Origin of the sequence: Leptospira borgpetersenii serovar Javanica (assembly GCF_003046425.1) — a bacterium.
GTDB classification, from domain to species: domain Bacteria; phylum Spirochaetota; class Leptospiria; order Leptospirales; family Leptospiraceae; genus Leptospira; species Leptospira borgpetersenii.
In genome coordinates this window covers 187,033-208,062 of the sequence record NZ_QAJG01000001.1, presented here as the reverse complement: position 1 = coordinate 208,062, position 21,030 = coordinate 187,033, and the positions used below count along the sequence as shown (strand labels likewise).

Genomic DNA, 21,030 nt, shown 5'->3' with positions numbered 1-21,030 from the left:
TTAATGACTCAATAGAATCGATTTGTGGCCGTATCTTGGAAGTGGCATTTTAGAATGTACGAATTGCCATTGAGAGGTAGTGGGAGCGGAAAGATCTAGGCTGAAAACCTCGTCGCTTAAGCTACCTAAGGATGTTTCGCCGCCAAAAACAAATGCACTTCGACGGTCGTATGAAATTTCCATGGAAGGGTAATAAAGGTTGTATGGAAGGGTAGCATAAGAATTGAAAGCGGAGGGATTGATTCGGCTATATTCGAATGAATTTGTCGGCAAAATCCCAGAGGAAGGTTGGATTAAATTTGATGAAGTAGATCCTCCCGCTATTAAGATTGCCGGGGGATCCGATGGAAAAGGATCTTTTGAATTGGGAATATAACAAGCAACAGCTGATCCGTGTCGGGCTACGTTCAACGGACTTTCGACGATAAAGGTTGTGGAACTTATGCCCGGAATATATCCGTCGGAAGTAGCGAAAGGGCTTCCGTCCGACGTCCTTCTACCTCCGGCAAAAAAGAGTGAACTCCCTGCATTACAGGAAGTCATGTCGATTCTCTGGAAGATTGCACTATTGGAAACGTATTTTGTCCACGTTCCTAAGGAAGGGGAGAATTCGTAAACAGTATTTATCAATGTGCCTGTTTGCATCGCCTCGGATGTGGTTCCGGCTATGATTACGATTGAATTTTCAATCGATAAGGAATTGCCACTTTGGTGAGTATCTGGCATCGGAGAAAGGGTTCTCCATAAATTTAAAAATGGATCATATTCATCCACTCGATCGGTAGCGTTGAAAGAAGTTCCGGACTTTGTCAAACCGCCCATGACATAGATTTTATTTTTATGCGCAGTAATATTTGCGAAAGCTCTCGGAGTTGGCATTTGCGTAATATTAGGATACCATCGGTTTTCCACCGGATCATACAAATCGATTTGTGAAATCGGATTCCCGTCCATTCCTATACCGCCTATAAGCCAAATACCTCTGGTTTTGATCGGATCGTCGCTCACTGAGGATTGAAAGCTGTTAATCCAAGTTATATCGTCGAGATTCTTTCCGCAAGAAACGGTATAGACGTAATCCGTTTGTGGAATGAGTCCGTTTAGGGTGACTATATGCGATTTTCCGAAATTTAAACTAGGAATTATTTTATCCAAAGTTTCTCTTCCATAAGTAACGTAAGCGTCCATTTCTTCTTCGCAATTCCAGGCTAAAGTTGCCGAATTCGGTCCTATGTTTAGAAAGAAAATACTTTCGACATTGTTTTTGCGGGCCTTACTCCCCTCGAATAAAGTGGAATCTCCACACGACCAAAATAATGTGAATATAAGGGTTAAGTATCTCATAACAAATACATCGCCCCCAATTCGATTCCTGTCGCGCAAAATGTACCGGCCCTTTCCAATGTACAAAACGAGTTGATTCCGATTCGAAGTTGAATCGAACGAAAATTAATTCCCTGCCATCCGAAACCTAAAATTGTAGAAGGGCTTACTCCGTTACGTTGTTCTCCATTTCCTGAAAAACTTGTAATCGAGGCGCCTAATCCGATATTAAAATAAAAATTCAATCTGGGATTGTCGAAGAACATTTTTCCTTTGTTGAAATAGACAAACTGATTTAGAAATAAGTAATTCGATTCCGAGGTCTTAGATTGAAAATAATCCATTCGAAAAGATAACCGGTAACCGGAAAAATCGAAAGCGGAAGGTTCGATAAAAAGAGAACCTCCGTAGGATGCAGGGTTTGATCGGGAAATTGGAGAATGGTTTGCTAAAACGTTCATACTGAATCCGAATCGATTGTTCCAAATTTTACTAAGATAAGATAGGTATTTTCGATCTAATTTCGGGTGGGGTTCTATGTTTGAATATGCTTCTGCGAGTTTCTGTTTTTCAATATTAATAAAACCTAAATTCGTTTTTATGACGATTAGCTCTACCGATTCTTCGACTACAACGCCTACAATTACACTTCCGTCTTTTAACTTGAGGGAAGAATAGCGGTAAGAGGCGTCTGCTCCTTTTTTCTTTCTGTCAATCGAAGAAATATCGGATTTGGGAATTTCATATTCTTCTCCTTTCCATAAAAACCTCGTTTTTACTTCCGTCTCTTCAATTACGGATCCGATAAAGGAATCTCCGTTCTTTAAAAGCAATTCCGCCGCGCTCAGATTCGAGAAGCAGATCACAAATACAATCATTGAATTCCGACCAAAATGTTTCTTGAAAAATGGCATTTTAAATGATTCGCAAGTCTTCGGAAGCGGGGGAAAAATGAGTTTTCCGGAAGTAAAGGAATTCAATCCATAGGATAAACAAAATTTTCTTATTCCATATTAGGAGGGACAAAAACGGCCCTCCTGATTTCAAAATTATTATGAAACGCGGTCGGAGAATCCCGAATTACCTGCCAGATGTAACCGATTTGATCGGAAGAGGTGCTTACTAAAAAGCTGTTTCTCTCACAGTAAGTGAGGTTAATTCTGGCAAATAATTCAACTAATCTTCCGCCGGTCCAATCGTTGGGGTTGGTTGGATAACTCGCCAACGGAAGAATTTTGACAGAGGATTGGGAACGAGGGGAAATAGTTCCAAAATCGTAAACAACTGGAAGTCCAGGATACTTCGGGGTAGTATTCGGGTCACAAGCGGAATTATCGTAGATCGCCGCCGTAACGGGAATGTCTCTTTGGTTGTCGACTCGTATGAGGGTGTTCATTTTTAAAGTAGAGCCGAGTAAAAAGAGATCCTCAAAATTATTCATTGTAATTTTGTTCTCTTTCGGTTTATTAAAGTTTTCGCATGAAACGAAGGATAAAAACAGAACGGAAAGTATTAAATTCTTATTGATATTCATGGTTTTTTACTCACTCTACTTGAATGGATATTTATTGTTTTCTTTTTTATCCGCAAATCCCGGCAAAGAAACAAGCCGCAATTTCATCAATGGAATTGATTACGACCGGAAAAGCTTGTATATTTCCGGTTGCATCGATAACGATCACGGAGAACGGGTACAAACCTAAAAAATTTGCGGTTGCAGGTCCGGTCAGTAGGCCGGAAGTCGATAAATTCACTCCGGGCGGATACACATTCGGATCTCCGGCAATGTACCATTGATAAGGTGGAAATCCTCCCGAAGCACTGAATTGTATGGAATAAGAGTTCAACCAATTCACTTGGCATTCCGGTTGGCATGTCGAAGTTGTTGGATCCATTGGAACACCATCTTGTTGAACCGAATACACGAGCGTTACATTGATTTCTTTACCGTCGATATCTAAGCCTTTTACGCTTAACGTTCTTCCTACGCCCACGGCTCGGTTCGATTGGCCTGGGATGACAAGTCTATCGTTAAAAAGATCAACTCGATTGATCTGAAATTGATTCCCGATACTGGAGCCAATCGGGCCGGAAAATGTAAAGGAATCCGATTGAGTGGATTTATCAAATTGAATTTGAATCGGAGAACTTTGGTAAATTCTCGCGGTATTGGAAGGACTTAGAGCTTTTAGGATTGGAGGTAGAGGAATAAAATTAGTATCATTGATATATTCAGAGTTATGGTAATTTTGGGCTATTCCACCATCAGATTTAACACAAGTACTTACATCCATACAGCCCGTCGAACCGTTAGGAAGCTCGACCGTTTTTCCACAATATTTTCCGTTAGGATTTGTTTCCCAGTGGGATGAATAACCATAAGGAGAACCATATCCGATTTCATCCTGTTTGCAAGAACCGAATGCAAATCCATATTCACATCCTTTGCAAGCTGGGCTACGCAAGCTTGTAGTCGCTTGACTTACAAATGCACACACTGGAGGTTTGGCTCCCCAATCTGCGGGCCAAAATGTACACGTTCCAATTAAAATGTTTTTTAATTGTTCTTTGCTGATTTTACAATTGTAATAACTGTAGCCTAAACCAATAACTGCGACGATTACTAATAGTTTCGGAAAATAGTTTTTTTTCACAAATTCCCCTTCCAAGATTGAACGATTTCTTTTATGCCGGGCTGATCGAAGATACTTTTGTTCGGATCATATCCGCCTGAGTTCACTAAATTCTTAAATGCGTTTTCAATGGAATCCGATTGAACCGGTAAAATCCATTGAAAGTCTTCGCTTGGATTATTTGCAGAGTCTTTCAAAATTTCTAAGGCAGATCGATTGGAAACATAAAGGTATTCGTTCCTTTTTGAGATTAAGATCTTATGGGGATTGATAATTTTTTTATAAGGCCTTATCTCTGGAAGAAATTCGTAAACGTCGGTGATTCTTAAATCTTCGTCGAATGAATAGATCGCATCTTCGGAAGGGCAAGTTGTGTAGATGACGCCGCTTGAATTGACTGCGATGCTTAAAAATTGAGGGGAGTTGTACCTGATTCCTTTTTGTGTAACGAAGGAAAAGTCTTCTAGGGAGTTTGTAAAATTGAATCGTCCGTTTCCTTCGGAGAATAAAGTTAATTTAGTCCCTTTGTTTTCTAAAATACCTAGGAAACCGTTATTATAGGCTAAAGAAAAAATTTCTGCCGGTTGCGGATTTATGTTCAAAGCGGTTAAAGAATTGTCGGTTATATTGAATTTTTTTAAACGCTTCTGGTGATCCAATAAAATCACTTCTCCGTTATCCGGCTTAAATTCAAAAATTGAATAGGCACTTATATTCGTTTTGGTACAATTTGGAGTAAAGGTAATGTTACCAGTTGCATTGTATGTGTAACACAGATCTAAAAGGTTATCAGAGGAAATGAAGAGGATTTTTCCGTTGGGAAGAACGTAAATTTGTTTATAGTTTTCGATACGATCGTCATGAAAATACCGAATACTTTGATTTGAATTGGAATAAATAACGTTTCCTTTTGGCGAATCTAGGATGAAAAGATTCACATCGGCCTGTAGAAGACTCGTATCGCGAACAGAATCGTTTAAATGAACCACCGAAAAATCCTGAATTCTACGTAATTCGGGGAAATTCAAGTTTCGGGTGTAAAGGAAACCTACGTTCTCGAAAATTTCCGGATTAAGTTGGAATTTTGAAACTAACCGAGAACCCTGGAGGTTTGTTGATTCACCGTTTCCCTCACCGGAATGACTTATTGGAGAACTATTTTGAGAAAAGAGGCTCATTATTTGAAGTGAAATGGCCGGGGTGTCTTGATCCCCTTTTTGATTCTTGCAATGAATGATTGTTGACAAAAACACAATCAATGTAAATTTTCTAAACAAATTTGACATATATGGCAACATAGGACTGGTTAATTGTTATATATGTCAAATAATAAAATATAAGACGAAAATAATTTATTATATTTTGATTTTATGTTATTTGGGTTATTTGGGTTATTTGGGTTATTTGGGTTATTTGGGTTATTTGGGTTATTTGGGTTATTTGGGTTATTTGGGTTATTTGGGTTATTTGGGTTATTTGGGTTATTTGGGTTATTTGGGTTATTTTGTTGTTGCGTGAATTATTTTCAAATTTTCGAGTTTCATTTGTTTACTGAAATTTTATCCATTGAAACTTTTTGAAATGAACAGCCTTAGCTTTTTTGAAGAATAGAAAGGATCAGGAAAAAATACGATACTGATGTATTGCTTTCTATGGGGCGCAATACAGCTCGAAACGATTTACCAAAGTTCGCTTCGAGTCCCGATATTATTAATAGTAAGTTTGTTTAAAAAGAGAAGAATTTTTGCTCGAGAGGGGACTCGAACCCCTACACCTAAACGGCACAAGCACCTCAAGCTTGCGTGTCTACCAATTCCACCACCCGAGCGGAGTTGCAATGACAGAATGAGAAAAGAGTTTTGGGAGTCAAGGAACTTACGATCAAACCAATTCGTATTTCTTTCGAGTCTTTTTATCCGCTGGGTCGATTTGAATTTTTTCCGGATGAAATACGATATCCCAGTAACGTTTGGAATAAGCGAAGATTCCCGTACAAAGGATTAGAACGAGAATATAACCGGAGATTTCGGGGTGTTTCAGAATACTTTCTCCTGGAATTTGAAATTCAATAAGAGGAATACACATATACCATAGAACTGTGAGCGCTACGAGCCCGACTCCGAATTTTCCCCACCAATTCGGTTTTCCTTGAATTCCCCGTTTCAGATAAAGAAAGCTTCCCAGCCAGATTCCTAAAATTTCGCGGATGATGTAAGCGATTAGGATCCAAAGTGGAAACCGAAAATAATGAACGATGACTAAAAGTCCTCCGATTGTCACAATCTTGTCGCAGATAGGATCTAAGTATCTACCAAGAACGGATTCTTGATGGAGGAGCCTTGCAAGAAATCCATCGAGATAATCGGTAAGGACCGCTAAAAGACATGTAAGTACGGCATAAACTAGGAATTCAGTTTTTTCCGACGAAGCCATATAAGTTTTTGTGAAAGTGATGAAAAAAGGTAAAAGAAAAACTCTACTGATCGAAAGCAAATTGGAAATGGTGAAGATTCTGTCTTCTAAAAGTTCCTGGGGTTTTTTTTCCTGAACGATCATTTTTATTTTCGTTCCAATATTTTTATGGAGAGAATTCTGTATTCCAGTAAATGAAAGAATGAATTTCAGGAATAGAATTTTTCGAATTAATTTAAGTGAAATCGATTGACCGGAGATATTCTTTTGAAAAAGTATCGAGAGAATAAGGAGCTGTAGCTCAGCTGGTTAGAGTGCCTGCCTGTCACGCAGGATGTCGCGGGTTCGAGTCCCGTCAGCTCCGAGATTTTCCTCTTTAAAATTCCATTTAACGTCACAAGTGTTTAAGGACTCGAAGCTTAGAAGCGAGAGAGTTTTTCGCTTTCGTAAAAAGCGTAAAAACGCGAAGCGAACCCATGGATGGACGAGCCGCGACTAAGACGCCGTGGAGCTTACTCTTTCATGATGAAAGAGTGCGTAATGGCGAGTCCCGTCAGCTCCGAGATTTTCCTTTTTAAAATTCCATTTAACGTCTACAAATATTTAAGGACTCGAAGCTTAGAAGCGAGAGAGTTTTTCGCTTTCGTAAAAAGCGTAAAAACGCGAAGCGAACCCATGGATGGACGAACCGCGACTAAGACGCCGTGGAGCTTACTCTTTCATGATGAAAGAGTGCGTAATGGCGAGTCCCGTCAGCTCCGAGATTTTCCTTTTTAAAATTCCATTTAACGTCTACAAATATTTAAGGACTCGAAGCTTAGAAGCGAGAGAGTTTTTCGCTTTCGTAAAAAGCGTAAAAACGCGAAGCGAACCCATGGATGGACGAACCGCGACTAAGACGCCGTGGAGCTTACTCTTTTAGATAGGTTCTAACCCAAACCCAAAGGGGATCGGCACAGCTAAGCTGTATGGTGTTTGTCTTCTGTTGCTTCTGACGAGACGACTAACTTATGCATGCTCTGCGGGAAACTCAAGCAGAATACACATGCAAGGATCGCATTTTATCTTAACTCTCTTTGATTACTCACTGACATTTTATTGTATAGGCGAGATTAGACCGAGCTTACGTATATGATTCACCTATGAAATAGAAAACTTTGTTTGTTTTTGAATAGACTCGAGGCTTTTTTCGTGGAAAATATGAGGTTATAAACGTATTTGGAGAGGAAATCATGAAAAAGATTATAATTTTAATACTTTTCCTATTTGGATTTTCCAGTGGAATCTTTGCAATTTCGGAAATAGAAGAATTGTTAATCAAAGAGGCAACGAATCCGGAATTAAAAAAGATCGCAAAGGAATATTTAATTAAGAAAGCGAAGGACCATAAGGATCTTGCGGAAAGGTATAAAAGCCTATCCAATCTGAGTAAGGGTGGAAAAGCGATTTCTTCTATTGAAGAACACAAAAAATATAAAAAATTAGCGGAACATTGTGAAAAAGAAGCGAGTATTTACGAACAGGAAGCTAATAATCTTTGATAGAAATCTTGAATAAACGAAAATTTTAAAAGACTCAGATAATTTCTACGCAGGTTCAAAAAAAATTTCACATTTCGGAAGGAGTTTCCGAATTCTTTCTTTTTCAGGAAAAGAATTAGAATTTTGTAAATATAACTCCTTTAGATTCTGAAGAGCTCTCATTTCTTCAGGAAGCGTGGTAAGCCGGTTTTGTTCTAAATGTAAAATTTTCAGATTTCTAAGATGTCCGATTCCGTTCGGAAGAGTTGTGAGTCGATTCCCTTCTACAAACAGAGATTCGAGTTTTTCCAATTTTCCGATTTCTTCCGGAAGGGATGTAAGCTGATTGCCGGTCAATTCCAGAACTTGCAAATTCTCCAATTGTAAAATTTCTTCCGGAAGAATCTTAAAACGATTGTAATTTAAATTCAAAAATTCTAATGATTTTAATTGCGCGATATCTGCGGATAAATGTTCGAGTTTGTTGTCGAGCAGGTTTAAGGATTTCAAATTCTGAAATCCTTTAAAATCCAATGATAAACGTTCAATCTTATTCTTGCCTAAGTCCAACCAGATTAAATTCGATAGCTGCGAGATTTCCTTAGGAAGAATTTTGATTTTGTTTTCAAATAAATTAAGAATTTGTAGATTCTTAAGTTCAGTTATTTCTTTCGGAAGAGTTGTGAATTGGTTTCTAAACAATTCTAAAATTTCCAAATTCTGTAGTTGTGCGATTGGGAGAACCGACAATTGATTTCCGCTTAAATTCAATTCTTTTAAATTTTCAAGTTTTCCGATTCCATTCGGGAGATTCGAGAGTTTATTTTCGTATAGGTCTAAAGTTTTCAGATTTTGGAGTTGTTCAATTTCATTCGGAATGGTTTTAAGTCTATTTTCGGCTAATATCAAAGTTTCTAGATTCCGGAGTTTTCCTATTTCTTTTGGAATAGCTGTAAGTCGATTTCTAAATAAAATCAACTTTTCTAAATTCTGAAATGTTCCGATTTCTTCTGGAAGAGTTTCGAGTTCTTGCGAGCTTAAATCTAAAATTCGAACTTCCGATGGGTTTTGAAGCGATTTTTCTAAATTGTTATGGGTGGAATGGTTCATGTCTATTTCTCCTGATTCATATGACGGGATCGGATTCAATCTATACGAATCAACTGAAAGTGGGCTTCGTTTAGAATCGGTTTAGCGTAACGTTTCATGTCGCAAATTCAATCATGGATTTCGAAGCGACATACGAACTAATTTCTGGGAAAAATAAAAATCTAATTCCCGCAAATGTTTAAATATATTCCTCTCCGTCCTTTTTAACGAAGATGGTTCCTTCTTCTTCCAATTCCCGGATGAGATTTAAGATGACGTTTCTTGCGTCGTTGATTTCCCGTAAGGTGAGTTTGCCTCTGATTTCCATCATGTCCAAAATTTCCGCAGCCCGGTTTCGGGACATGGCGTTCAGGAAATGATTTCTGAGTTCGTCTCCGGCTCCACGCAGAGCCATACTGAGGCAGTCGTCGTCATTTAAACGGTTGATTAGAATTCTCATTTCCTTCTGATCCAAAGCGAGAACGTCTTCAAAGGTGTATAACTTCTCTTTGACCTGTTTTGCGAGCTCCGGAGAATTCGCTTCTAACTCTTTGAGAATGTTCTCTTCTTGGGATTTATCCATATGATTGAGAATGTTTGCAAGTGCTTCCGCTCCTCCCGCCTCGCTGTATTCGGAACGATCTCTTTGTTCGTATTTTTTCTTTAAGACCCTTGCAATTTCTTTGATCGCATCAGGATGGGTTTTCGTCGTATTTGCAAGACGATAGGCGACACTTGCTTGCAGTTCGCTAGGAAAAAATTTTAGAATGTCGGCGGCTTTTTTGGGACTCATGAACGCGAGAGTAACCGCGACTGTTTGGGGAGATTCGTGTTGAAGCAGGCTTGCAAGGGTTCCCGGTTCGGCTTCGCTTAAGAATGAAAAATCATCTTCTATATCTTTTCGGGAAAGTTTACCGAGAATATTTTCCGCTTTTTCTTTTCCTAGAGATTGTTGTAGAATTTCCCGAGCCGCGTCCATACCACCTTTGATTTCTCCGTCGCCGGGAAGAACTGAATTCTTAAACTCTAAGAGAACTTCTTCTTTTTCCTTTTTGGAAACCGTTTTAATCTGTGCCATTTCCAGGATGATCTCTTCGATCATGGAATCGTCGAGTTTCGATAGAACTTTGGCGGCGTCTTCTTTATTTAAAGAGAGAAGGAGCAGGGCTGATTTTCTGATTTTTTCTTTTCGAGCCGATTCTTTTTCCACTAAAATAAAATCCTTAGCCTGTAAGTAGGCGAAGGGGATGCTCCATAAGCTCTCGGAATAAGGAAAGAAATCTAGATCCCGTCGCTCCATCTATGACTCTGTGATCACAAGAAAGCGTAACGTTCAAGATTTTTCCCGGAACGATGTTTCCAGCCTTGAGCACCGGTTTTTCAACGAGAGCGCCTACCGCAAGAATTGCCGCTTCGGGTTCGTTGATGACCGCGGTGAAGGAAGAGACTCCAAACATTCCGAGGTTGGAGACGGTAAAGGTGCCGTCCGTGTATTCCCCCGGTTTGAGTTTTCTGTCTCTTGCCCGGGATGCAAGTTCTTTTATCTCTCGACTGATTTCGAGGACGGATTTCTCTTCTGCGTTTCGAATATAAGGAGTAATGAGACCTCCTTCGATAGAAACTGCGACTCCGATATCGACTCTTCCGTGCTCTAAGATATGATCTTCTCTCCAGGAAGAATTCACTTCCGGGACTTGCAACAAAGTATAAGAACACGCTTTGAGAATGAGATCGTTTACGCTGACTTTTCCCTGGCCGCTGAGTCCGAGATCCCTATTGATGGAGTTTCTGAGATCGTCGATCGGACCCGCATCCAATTCCGTCGTAAGATAAAAATGAGGGATGGTCGAAGTGGAATGTGCAAGACGGGAAGCGATTGTCTTTCTCATTCCCGTGATTTCCAACTTACGGTCTTGTCGCTTAACAAAAGTATTTCCGCCACCTGACTGATAGGAGAGAATGTCTCGTTTGATGATCCTTCCTCCGGGACCGGAGCCGATCACTTCTGTGAGATTGATTCCTTTTTGAAGGGCGAGATTTTTTGCCAAAGGGGAGGCTTTGATCGGACGTCCGCCGCGTGTGGATCGAACAGGAGAATGTTCCGATTCTCCCGGGCCGAATGAGGGCGACGTTTTGAATCCGTAAGTTCGTTCTTCGTTTGCGGTTATGCCGCTGTTTCCGGTATTCTGCGAAAGAGAAACGCTTGTTTTTGTTTCGAGATTTTTCCCTGCGCTGGACGTTGAGGCAGAAGTTCCACTTTGTGCGGAAGAAGTCGGAGCTGTTGAGGATGACGTGCTTTGTGTTGAGGTTGAAGTTTGGCTAGGCGCGGCGGAACCTTCCTTTTTAGTGGAAATGGATTTCTTTGCGGTTTCGACTAACGCGGAAACATCTTCTCCTGATTTCCCGATGATTGCGACGGGGGCTCCGACGGGGAGAAGGCTTCCTTCCGGAGCCAAAACTTCCAAAAGAACTCCGGTTTCAAACGCTTCCATTTCCATGACGGCTTTGTCCGTTTCCACCTCCGCGATGATTTCTCCGGGAGAAACCGCGTCTCCTTTTTGTTTGAGCCAACGGACGATCTTCCCTTCCGACATCGTGGGACTGAGCTGGGTCATTTCTGCAATTTTAGCCATTTTGAATCTTCCTTGCTCCGTTATTCGAGCATCTCTCGGACTTTCGCGATGATTTTTTCTTCACTCGGAAGAGAGGCCTTTTCCAAATTTGCGGCATACGGCATCGGAACATCTTCTTGCGTTATGCGCTCTACCGGTGCGTCGAGATCGTCGAAGGAATTCTTTTGAATGAGATAAGCGACTTGCGATCCGAAACCGGCCACTTCCCAGCCTTCTTCCACGATCAAAGCTCGATTCGTTTTACGAACGGAAGCGTAGATCGTTTCCTCGTCCAAGGGGCGAATGGATCTGAGATCCAAAACTTCCACTGAAATTCCTTCCTGCGAAAGCCGTTCGGCCGCGGGAAGAACGTATTGCAAGGCTCTCGACCAGCTAACAATCGTTATATCCGAACCTTCTCGTTTGAGATCCGCCTTTCCGAAGGGAATCGAATATTCCTGATCGGGAACTTCCCCTCTGCTTCCGTATAACACTTCGCTTTCGATAAAGATCGTAGGGTTGTTGTCCCGGATCGCGGTTTTTAAAAGTCCGCAAGCGTCCGCGGGAGTATAAGGCGCGATCACTTTCAAACCGGGGATATGCGCATACCAACTTTCAAACGATTGAGAATGTTGAGCCGCCAATCTTCCACCCGCGCCACCCGCGCCCCGAAATACGATCGGAATCGGAAACTGACCCGCGCTCATGTAGTTCATCTTGGCGGCCGAGTTGATGATCTGATCGATCGCCACGAGTGAAAAGTTCCAGGTCATAAATTCGATGATGGGGCGAAGGCCGACCATTGCGGCGCCGATTCCCACTCCGGCAAAACCGTTTTCGGAGATAGGAGTATCGATGACTCTTTTTTCTCCGTATTTCGCGAGCATTCCTTGCGAAACCTTGTAGGCTCCGTCGTAGTGACCGACTTCTTCTCCCATGAGAAAGATGTTCGGATCCTTATCCATCTCTTCGCACATCGCGCGGTTGAGAGCTTCTCTGTATGTTAAGATAGCCATCACACATTCTCCGCGTAGACGTTTTTATACAACCAACCTAACGGCGGTTCTTCGCTCTGATCCGCAAACGTTATCGAGTCTTCCACCTGAGCCAATAGATCTATATCAAGTTTTTCTAATTCTTCTTCCGTCCATTCCGAATGGAGAAGATCCTGTTTGGCTCGGAGCAAAGGATCGCTTTGTTTGTAACGATCCAATTCTTCCTTGGTTCTGTATTTCGCGGGATCGGACATGGAATGACCTCGAAATCGATATGTGGAAATTTCCATAAGAGTAGGGCCTTCTCCTCTGCGCGCTCGTTCGACGGCAACACTGACGTGATCTCGGACTTTACGAACTTCGTCTCCCTCGATGTGATCTCTTGCAATGTCATATGCGCCTGCACGAATCGAAACGTCTTTTACGGATAACGCGCGATATTCGGGAGTTCCCATTGCGTAGTGATTGTTTTCGCAGATCATCACGAGGGGAAGTTTCCAGATTGCGGCGAGATTCATTCCTTCGTGAAAGGAACCGATGTTGGCCGCACCTTCTCCGAAAAAACAAATCGTGACCGAGTTCTCGTTTTTAAATTTGGACGCATACGCAATTCCGGCGGCGAGAGAGATATGACCCCCCACAATTCCATGTCCGCCCATAAACCGTTTGCTCTTATCAAAGAAGTGCATGGAACCTCCATAGCCACTGGAGATTCCCGTTTTTTTTCCGAAGAGTTCCGCCATCAAAGCCTTCGGGTCCAAACCTCTTGCAAGTGCGTGACCGTGGTCTCTGTACGTGGAAACGATGTAGTCTTGTTTTTGAAGAGCCGCGATCGATCCGACTCCGACCGCTTCTTGACCTATGTAGAGGTGGCAGAATCCGCCGATCTTCCCGGTGCTGTAGGATTTTGCGGCGCCTTCCTCGAATCTTCGGATGAGGAGCATTTGTTTGTAGAGTTCGAAAAGATCCAGGGTTTCTTTTTTGGTTTTGGGATGGTTGTTCATAAAATTAGATTTTGAAAACAATCGCAAAGTATCTTTCCAGAAGCGACTTATGCAAACCGATTTCGTTTCCACTTAAAAAAAAATCCGAAGATTTGGATTGGAAGTTATCTCAAAAATACTTTATCTTTGCTTGAAATTCGGATGTCAGTCATTCTAAGATATTTTCGAGATAGCTTCTAGACAAAAACTTCTTTTCGTAAAAGAAGAGTCGAATTTTCATTTATTGTATGCGTACGATTTTACTCACGGAAGACGAACCGGGGATTCGAGATACGATTCGAGTCGTTTTAGAATCGGAAGGTTTTAAAATGATCTCCGCGATGACCGGTAAGGAATGTCTTTCACTTTTAAAAGAATCTCCCGATCTGTTGGTATTGGATGTAGGACTTCCGGATGGAAACGGTTTTGAAATTTTGAAAGAGCTGAGAAAGAAAAACTCCATCCCGGTCATTTTACTGACTGCCAGGGAATCGGAACTGGACCGGGTTCTCGGTTTGGAACTAGGCGCGGACGATTATATGGTAAAACCGTTTAGTCCTAGAGAGTTGGTTGCTAGAATCAAAGCCGTTTTGAGAAGATACGACGGAAGCTCCGAAAAGAAACAAATCGAGTTTTTAACGGACGAGGATCGTAAGATTATTTATTATTACGGAAAATCTTTAACTTTGACTCCTTACGAATACAAAACACTTCTTTTATTTTTAAAGCGACCCGGAAAAATTTTCACTCGGGAAGAAATTATGGACAGTGTTTGGACGGAACCAGAAGAGAGTTTTGATCGGGCCGTGGATACTGTAATCAAAAACATTCGATCCAGGTTGAAGGAAATTCGACCGGATACGGATCCGATAGAAACTAGACGAGCCCAAGGTTACGGATTGAAGGAAATATTATGAGTCTTTGGATACGAATTGTAATCGGTTTTTTTTTTGCCTTTTTTGCGGGTTATTATTACTTCGTGGATAAAATCGAGGATTCGATTCGACCGCGTTATATGGAAACCGTGGAGGAATCTTTAAACGATACGGCGTATCTTTTAGTCTCTTTATTGGAAAGTGAGCTATTTCAAAAAAACGTTTCCTTGGAAAAAACGAGCGAGCGTGTGTTTTCTCCTATATTAAGAATCTCTAAAGAAAAAAAATTAAATTCTAAAATTTTCGAAATCACCAAGAAAAAGATGGATTTACAATTGTATGTGGTTGATGAGCGTGGAATTGTAATCTACGATTCGGAAGGAATTAGAAAGGGACTCGATTATTCCAAAAAGAACGACGTATATCTCACCTTACAAGGGAAATACGGAGCTAGGTCTAGTCCCTTAACGATTTCAGAATCCGATAAAGGATTGTTTATCGCAGCCCCGATCCGAAAAAACGGAAAAATCATCGGCGCGGTTACGGTAATCAAACCCAAAAAAAGTCTGATTCCTTTTATCGAATCAACCCGAAAAAAATTTTGGAATCTGAGTTTGTATGTGGCTCTTTCTATAATTGTTTTGTTTATTAGCATTTTATATTTTTTGTTTTCACCGATTCGAAAATTATCCGAATATGTTTCGGCTCTAAGGTTTCAAAAGCGGGTTCCTTTTCCGAAAATCAGCGTGCCCGAAATACGAGGATTGGGAGAGGAAATGGACAGATTGTTTCGGGAACTTGCGGGAAAGGAATACGTGGAAAATTATGTACAATCCATGACTCACGAGATCAAGAGTCCTTTGTCCTCTTTACTTGCTTCTTCGGAGTTGATTATCGAAAACCCGGATCGATTGGAATTTTTAATTTCTAATATTCAATTGGAAGGAAAAAGAATCCAAACGATTTTAGAGAAACTTTTAGAACTCAGTTCTTTGGAAAATCAATCTCAGTTGGAAAAAACTTCGAATCTCAATTTACAAGACTTGGTTCGAGAGACGGTTGTTTCTTCTATTTCGGAAGCCGTTCGAAAAAAAATAAAACTAAAAGAGTTAACCGAGGCCGTATGGGTGGAAGGAAATTCTTTCTTTTTAGGAATGGCTCTTCGGAATTTAGTTCAGAACGCATTGGATTTTTCAAACTCGGGGTCTGAAATTACGGTTCGTTGCGGTAAAAAAAACGGATTTCCCTTTTTAGAAGTGGAAGACTCCGGTTCTGGAATTCCATCGTATGCTTTGGAAAGAATTTTTGAGAAATTCTATTCTTTGCCTCGTCCTGACACTGGACGTAAAAGTTCCGGATTGGGTTTGGCATTTGTAAGAGAAATCGCAAAATTACACGATGCGGATTTGCAAATAAAAAACGGAACTTCAATGGGTGTAGTCGCTCGGATTTGTTTCAAAAAAAAATTTCAACAATAGAACCGGTTTTTAACTACGGATTTTAACGGCAAATTCTTTGTCCCAATATAGAATTTCTTTCAAAATTCAGGTTGTTTAATGAGGATTGGAAGTTATCTCAAAAATACTTTATCTTTGCTTGAAATGCGGATGCCGATCATTCTAAGATGTTTTTGAGATAGTTTCTAATAAGAATCGGTCTCAAAACTTCGGTGGAGTATCATCTCGAATTTTTCACAAAACGAAGGAGTTCCCACAGATTAAGTCTCTTCGGCTATTTATTGGCTTTTGAGTAGACTTTATTGTTGTTACACTCCCGCTTACGTTCCGACATCTGAGGTATTGAGACCGGCTCTAAGTGCGAGTCCTAAAATTCTCACACAATCCTCACAATTCGCCCATCAGTTTCTCATTCTTACGTTACATACTCTTAAGGCAAGGGTAGGTAGTATGATTAAAATTCAATCTTTTGTAAGTATCAGGATGTTGTTCTTTTCCGTATTTTTGATCGGACTTTTAATTCCGACTTATATGGTCTGGGAAAGTCGAGGAAGAATCTTAGTGGAAAAAGCCCATTTGAGTAAGAGTGACATTTTGAGCAGGGAAGAAAAAATGAAATGGTGGGAACAATCATACCGGACGCACGAAGATGATGGATGCGCGGATTGATCATTGGAGAAAATAATATGTTTAAAATTCAATCGTCTGTAAGTTTTAGGGTTTTAATTTTAGGAATAATGCTTGGTTTATTGTTGATTCCGATCAACTTGGTCGGTTCGTTGGTTTTTGAAAGACAGGAAAGAGCCGGAGAAGCGGTAGGGGAAATGAGTTCCAAATGGGGTGGTAAACAGGAGATGGCCGGCCCTTTTTTAGTGATCCCTTATCAAGCGCTCGAAGAAGAAAAAAGAGAAGATGAGCACGGAAAGGAAACTCGTGCTCAAGTAGACGTATTCAAAAAAATGTATTTTCTTCCGGAAAAACTCCAGTTAGAGACGGATTTAAAAGCAGAAAAGCGAAAGAGAGGAATTTATGAAGCGGTTCTATATCATGGAAATGTAAAGTTCCAAGGGAATTTTAAACAACCGTCGGTTTCCGATTTTCCAATGAATACAAAAAAGATTTTCTGGGCGGAAGCAACGATGGTCGTTGTTGTCAATGACGCCAAGGGAATTGGAAATGACGTTAAATTGTTTTTAGCTGAAAAGGAAAAAACGTTTCAACCGGGTTCTTCTTCCGAACATTTTACATCCGGTTTACATTCTAAGATGAATCTTTTGGATTTTAAGTTTCCTCTTACGTTTCAAATTCAAATTCCGATTCAAGGTTCCGATTCTATAGGTTTAATCCCTCTGGGTAAAGAAACTAAGATCCAGATTTCTTCGAATTGGAAAGATCCGTCTTTTGAAGGAAGTCTTTTACCAAAAGAAAGAAGTATTTCTGAAAACGGATTTCAAGCAACTTGGGAATCTTCTTATTTCTCTAGAAATTATCCGCAAGTAATTTCTTCCGAGGAACGTTCCACTTTGGGCACTATCTTATCTTCCGGACTTGGAGTTCGTTTGATCGTTCCTGTGGACCATTATTTAAAATTAGATAGATCTATCAAATACGCGATTTTATTGATCGCGGCTAGTTTTGCTCTTTTCTTTTTATTGGAAATTTTCGGAGGAAAAATTCTTCATCCATTTCAATATCTGATGATCGGATTCGTTATGGTTGTATTTTACGTTTTAAACCTATCTTTGTCCGAACATTTAGGTTTTATATTTTCTTATGCGATTGCATCTCTTGCCGTTTCCGGTCTCATATTTTATTATGCGACTTCCATTTTACAAAGTAAAAAGAGGGGATTTATTGCCGGAGGATTTTATTTCGGTTTATATTCTTTCTTGTATGTGATTTTATCTTCCGAGGACTATGCCTTACTCATCGGTTCCGTTGTGGTGTTCGCATCTTTAGCGTTTTTCATGCATCTGACCCGAAAGATCAATTGGTATTCTTTTGGATCTTCAGGGGAGACAGAAAGATAGCTTGATAGAAAGTGAATCTTCCCCGAGTTGCTGGACACGGACGTGCAAAAAAATTCGCATAACTGTAACTGTGTTCGTTTTTTCCGGGGAAGTTCAATACGTTGTAGTTGTATGAACTGATGGACTTAGAGCCGGTCTCAAAACCTTAGGAATGTAGGGGTATTACAATTTTAAACGACGGGAGAAAACCGCCAATGCGACGGTTTCTGTGGAAACTCCCACTTATCATATTCCGCGGTGAAATTCTAGGAATGTAGGAACTATTACAAAAATGGTGTATCTGTTTTTGTAGGAGCCTCCCGTTTTCAAAATTTAGCTGTAAAGTTCGAATTTAGGATCGTCCCACACCATTGTATATCGTACAAAAATTTGAATTGGGAGAAATATTTCATAAATAGATTTTTTAGAGGCTTTCCCTTTTTGGAAAAAAGCCCATTTGAAAATAAAAAATACTTACGAGAATTTTGAAATCGATCGAATTTAAGAGATAAGCCTAATAAGAATCAATTTTTTTAAAAAAAAGTATAAAATTAAAATTCTTAAAAAACGCTAAAATTCTCCGAAAATGGGTAAAAATATCCGTTTTTGAAAAAAAATATCAGTTTCTGCAAAACTTAATCCTCCCTGGCGAATCACCGAAGATAGAGTAGGAAGAAAAAGGACTCGGGTGCGATTTCCCGTTCGTTTCCTTCCAAAATAAAGAAATCAATTAGGCCAAAACCAAACTCACAAGGGGCTCGGGCACGGATGCCGGAGTCATGATCAGTTTCAAGGAGGAAACCCATGATCATCAATCACAACTTAGCCGCGATCAATTCCCATCGCGTTCTGAAATTTCAGAATAACGAAGTAGCGAAGAATATGGAAACTCTATCTTCCGGTATGCGTATCAACCGTGCCGGTGACGATGCTTCCGGCCTCGCCGTTTCTGAAAAAATGAGAACGCAGGTAAAAGGTCTCAGACAAGCTGAGAGAAACACCGAAGACGGTATGTCTCTGATCCAGACTACGGAAGGATATCTGCAGGAAACCAACGATATCATCCAAAGAATCAGGGTTCTTGCTATTCAGTCTTCCAACGGAATCTACAGTGCGGAAGATCGCCAGATGATTCAAGTTGAAGTTTCTCAGCTCGTGGACGAGATCGATCGTATCGCTTCTCAGGCTGAATTCAACAAGATGGCTCTCCTTCAGGGGGACTTTGCAAGAGGTTCTAGAACTTCTTCCATGTGGTTCCATATCGGACCGAACCAGCACCAGAGAGAAAGAGTGTACATCGCGACTATGACCGCGAAGTCTCTCAACCTCATCAAGGCTGACGGTTCTCTCCTGACTCTGTCTACGGCTGAATTTGCCAATGACTCTATCGGGGTTCTGGACGACGCTCTGATGAAAATCAACAAACAAAGAGCGAACCTCGGAGCATACTTCAACAGACTGGAACATGCTTCCAAAGGTCTGATGGTTGCTTACGAAAATATCCAGGCTTCAGAGTCGAGAATCAGGGACACAGATATGGCGGAGGAAACCGTTGCATTCACGAAGAACCAAATTCTGGTTCAATCGGGAACAGCAATGCTTGCTCGGGCTAACGTAAGACCTCAGTCGGTTCTCCAGCTTCTTAGATAAGATTTTAACCTCAACGGTTAAGGTCTTACGGTCGCCGAAAGTTTTGGCGGCCGTAAGGGCAGGTGAATAACTGACCGGAAGAGGAATACATTTCTTCGGAATGTGTTTCCTTCCGGAATTGATTCCTAAATTCCATCCGGTCTGTTTCGATCCGACCTTATTTAAGAAAGCCGCTTTGAGCGGCTCTTTGTGTTTGAGAATTCCCGAAGTACGACGGAAAGTTCGGCTAAAGAACATTCTTATTTTAGAATATTCGCTTTCCGTGGTCCTTTTGGGGGCCAGAGGGTTCGTTGAAATAACAAATTCGCGATTGATAATTCATTGTTACTCCGTGATAGGAGGACGCCTGGTCTGTCAGGTGGTCTGAATACTGTCCATCCCGGAGCACCGGACAGACCATGTCCGGCCGGCAGATAGGGAGATTTGCCGGTTCATCTCTACAAAGGAGTGTAGAATGATTATCAATCACAACCTGAGCGCGGTGAATTCTCACCGTTCTCTAAAGTTCAACGAGCTTGCTGTGGACAAGACGATGAAGGCTTTGTCTTCCGGTATGCGGATCAATTCCGCGGCGGACGACGCTTCCGGACTCGCGGTTTCTGAAAAGCTAAGAACGCAGATCAACGGTCTGCGTCAGGCCGAAAGAAACACCGAAGACGGGATGAGCTTCATTCAAACTGCCGAGGGTTTCCTCGAACAGACGTCGAACATCATTCAGAGAATCCGGGTGCTTGCCATCCAGACCTCGAATGGTATCTACAGCAACGAAGATAGGCAGCTTGTGCAGGTGGAAGTATCTGCGCTGGTGGACGAAGTCGACCGAATCGCTTCTCAAGCTGAATTTAATAAGTTCAAGCTTTTCGAGGGGCAATTCGCAAGAGGTTCACGGGTCGCGTCCATGTGGTTTCATATGGGACCGAACCAAAATCAGCGAGAGAGATTTTACATCGGCACGATGACTTCGAAAGCCCTGAAGCTTGTAAAGGCGGACGGGAGACCGATCGCGATTTCTTCTCCGGGAGAAGCCAACGATGTTATCGGTTTAGCGGATGCAGCTCTTACGAGGATCATGAAGCAGAGGGCGGATATGGGGGCTTATTACAATAGGCTCGAGTATACCGCAAAAGGGCTGATGGGTGCATATGAAAATATGCAAGCATCGGAATCCAGAATTCGGGACGCCGATATGGCGGAGGAAGTTGTCTCGCTGACCACAAAACAAATACTCGTTCAGAGTGGTACGGCAATGTTAGCGCAGGCAAATATGAAACCGAATTCGGTTCTCAAGCTTCTGCAGCATATCTAAAGGAAGCCTTCCAGGAGGGAAGGTAGACAAAAAGGTTCCACCGGGAGGCATCTCTTCCGGTGGATTTTTTATAAGAATTTCGAATTATAAAGTTTTAGAAAAACCTCCGTAGATAGTTCATAATCATTTTTAAGAATATTCTAATTTTTGAATTTAAAAAATTAAG

At 41.1% G+C, this 21,030-nt stretch carries 19 protein-coding genes, 2 tRNA genes and 2 pseudogenes; 10 read left to right on the top strand and 13 right to left on the bottom strand.

All coding sequences use genetic code 11. From position 1 onward, the window contains the following. The 5 genes from CLV95_RS00965 to CLV95_RS00945 are packed head-to-tail and all read right to left on the bottom strand — an operon-like array spanning position 1 to position 5,191. Entirely contained in the window at positions 1-1,344 is a 1,344-nt protein-coding gene (locus CLV95_RS00965; RefSeq protein WP_002731768.1) for a Kelch repeat-containing protein, read from the bottom strand. Continuing rightward, positions 1,341-2,330, bottom strand: a complete 990-nt coding sequence (locus CLV95_RS00960) for an LA_3334 family protein (RefSeq protein WP_369746715.1) — start codon at positions 2,328-2,330, stop codon at positions 1,341-1,343. Before CLV95_RS00960 ends, CLV95_RS00965 begins: the two co-directional genes overlap by 4 nt. After that, complete coding sequence (locus tag CLV95_RS00955) at positions 2,327-2,857, bottom strand: hypothetical protein (protein ID WP_002731797.1); 531 nt, start codon at positions 2,855-2,857, stop codon at positions 2,327-2,329. Before CLV95_RS00955 ends, CLV95_RS00960 begins: the two co-directional genes overlap by 4 nt. 46 nt (positions 2,858-2,903) lie before the next feature. Beyond that, entirely contained in the window at positions 2,904-3,992 is a 1,089-nt protein-coding gene (locus CLV95_RS00950) for a hypothetical protein (protein WP_002731860.1), read from the bottom strand. Next, positions 3,974-5,191: an LIC_11904 family protein gene (locus CLV95_RS00945; protein ID WP_026054905.1), complete on the bottom strand. Its 1,218-nt coding sequence runs from the start codon at positions 5,189-5,191 to the stop codon at positions 3,974-3,976. The genes CLV95_RS00950 and CLV95_RS00945 overlap by 19 nt, the downstream gene beginning before the upstream one ends. A 127-nt stretch (positions 5,192-5,318) precedes the next feature. Between CLV95_RS00945 and CLV95_RS18680 the strand changes: the two genes are divergently transcribed. Then, positions 5,319-5,474 carry a hypothetical protein gene (locus CLV95_RS18680; RefSeq protein ID WP_017853484.1) on the top strand — a complete coding sequence of 52 codons (156 nt, stop codon included), beginning with the start codon at positions 5,319-5,321 and terminating at the stop codon, positions 5,472-5,474. Positions 5,475-5,701: 227 nt separating this feature from the next. Here the strand turns inward: CLV95_RS18680 and CLV95_RS00935 are convergent. Both CLV95_RS00935 and CLV95_RS00930 read right to left on the bottom strand, forming a co-directional pair. Further along, a tRNA-Leu gene (locus CLV95_RS00935) sits at positions 5,702-5,784 on the bottom strand. Positions 5,785-5,837: 53 nt separating this feature from the next. Continuing rightward, on the bottom strand, positions 5,838-6,512 hold the full coding sequence (locus tag CLV95_RS00930) for a CDP-alcohol phosphatidyltransferase family protein (RefSeq protein ID WP_002727127.1): 675 nt from the start codon (positions 6,510-6,512) through the stop codon (positions 5,838-5,840). 146 nt (positions 6,513-6,658) lie between these two features. Between CLV95_RS00930 and CLV95_RS00925 the strand changes: the two genes are divergently transcribed. Both CLV95_RS00925 and CLV95_RS00910 read left to right on the top strand, forming a co-directional pair. After that, positions 6,659-6,732: transfer RNA gene (locus CLV95_RS00925), tRNA-Asp, on the top strand. A gap of 868 nt (positions 6,733-7,600) precedes the next feature. Continuing rightward, entirely contained in the window at positions 7,601-7,909 is a 309-nt protein-coding gene (locus tag CLV95_RS00910) for an LIC_10421 family protein (protein WP_002727185.1), read from the top strand. Between the two features lie 45 nt (positions 7,910-7,954). On the opposite strand, the gene CLV95_RS00905 is transcribed toward CLV95_RS00910, so the two are convergent. The 5 genes from CLV95_RS00905 to pdhA all read right to left on the bottom strand — a co-directional run bounded on the left by CLV95_RS00905 (position 7,955) and on the right by pdhA (position 13,588). Continuing rightward, positions 7,955-8,998, bottom strand: coding sequence for a leucine-rich repeat domain-containing protein (locus CLV95_RS00905; RefSeq protein ID WP_002766916.1), 1,044 nt, complete (start codon positions 8,996-8,998; stop codon positions 7,955-7,957). Between the two features lie 178 nt (positions 8,999-9,176). Beyond that, positions 9,177-10,187, bottom strand: a complete 1,011-nt coding sequence (fliG, locus tag CLV95_RS00900) for a flagellar motor switch protein FliG (protein ID WP_002731856.1) — start codon at positions 10,185-10,187, stop codon at positions 9,177-9,179. A 13-nt stretch (positions 10,188-10,200) separates the two neighbouring features. After that, entirely contained in the window at positions 10,201-11,610 is a 1,410-nt protein-coding gene (locus CLV95_RS00895; protein ID WP_002731927.1) for a dihydrolipoamide acetyltransferase family protein, read from the bottom strand. A gap of 20 nt (positions 11,611-11,630) precedes the next feature. After that, entirely contained in the window at positions 11,631-12,605 is a 975-nt protein-coding gene (locus CLV95_RS00890; protein WP_002727177.1) for a pyruvate dehydrogenase complex E1 component subunit beta, read from the bottom strand. After that, positions 12,605-13,588, bottom strand: coding sequence for a pyruvate dehydrogenase (acetyl-transferring) E1 component subunit alpha (pdhA, locus tag CLV95_RS00885; RefSeq protein ID WP_002731697.1), 984 nt, complete (start codon positions 13,586-13,588; stop codon positions 12,605-12,607). Before pdhA ends, CLV95_RS00890 begins: the two co-directional genes overlap by 1 nt. A 227-nt stretch (positions 13,589-13,815) precedes the next feature. Between pdhA and CLV95_RS00880 the strand changes: the two genes are divergently transcribed. The 4 genes and pseudogenes from CLV95_RS00880 to creD all read left to right on the top strand — a co-directional run bounded on the left by CLV95_RS00880 (position 13,816) and on the right by creD (position 17,929). After that, positions 13,816-14,484, top strand: a complete 669-nt coding sequence (locus CLV95_RS00880) for a response regulator (protein ID WP_002727130.1) — start codon at positions 13,816-13,818, stop codon at positions 14,482-14,484. Positions 14,485-14,488: 4 nt separating this feature from the next. Continuing rightward, a pseudogene (creC, locus tag CLV95_RS00875) lies at positions 14,489-15,920 on the top strand (two-component system sensor histidine kinase CreC). Between the two features lie 429 nt (positions 15,921-16,349). Next, positions 16,350-16,568 carry a hypothetical protein gene (locus CLV95_RS00870; RefSeq protein WP_002721850.1) on the top strand — a complete coding sequence of 73 codons (219 nt, stop codon included), beginning with the start codon at positions 16,350-16,352 and terminating at the stop codon, positions 16,566-16,568. Beyond that, a complete protein-coding gene (gene creD / locus CLV95_RS00865; RefSeq protein ID WP_002731761.1) occupies positions 16,556-17,929 on the top strand; it encodes a cell envelope integrity protein CreD in 1,374 nt (457 codons plus the stop codon). Before CLV95_RS00870 ends, creD begins: the two co-directional genes overlap by 13 nt. Before the next feature lie 598 nt (positions 17,930-18,527). Here the strand turns inward: creD and CLV95_RS19695 are convergent. Beyond that, a pseudogene (locus CLV95_RS19695) lies at positions 18,528-18,714 on the bottom strand (hypothetical protein). Here CLV95_RS19695 and CLV95_RS00855 point away from each other — a divergent pair. The 3 genes from CLV95_RS00855 (at position 18,713) to CLV95_RS00845 (ending at position 20,864) form a co-directional block, all read left to right on the top strand. Further along, positions 18,713-19,558, top strand: a complete 846-nt coding sequence (locus tag CLV95_RS00855; protein ID WP_107694835.1) for a flagellin N-terminal helical domain-containing protein — start codon at positions 18,713-18,715, stop codon at positions 19,556-19,558. The pseudogene CLV95_RS19695 and the gene CLV95_RS00855 sit on opposite strands and share 2 nt — an antisense overlap. Positions 19,559-19,658: 100 nt before the next feature. Next, positions 19,659-19,925 carry a hypothetical protein gene (locus CLV95_RS00850; RefSeq protein ID WP_002721927.1) on the top strand — a complete coding sequence of 89 codons (267 nt, stop codon included), beginning with the start codon at positions 19,659-19,661 and terminating at the stop codon, positions 19,923-19,925. Positions 19,926-20,012: 87 nt separating this feature from the next. Beyond that, positions 20,013-20,864 (top strand): flagellin N-terminal helical domain-containing protein, encoded by an 852-nt coding sequence (locus tag CLV95_RS00845; protein ID WP_002721855.1) that lies wholly within the window; start codon positions 20,013-20,015, stop codon positions 20,862-20,864. The last annotated feature ends 166 nt before the right edge of the window (positions 20,865-21,030 follow it).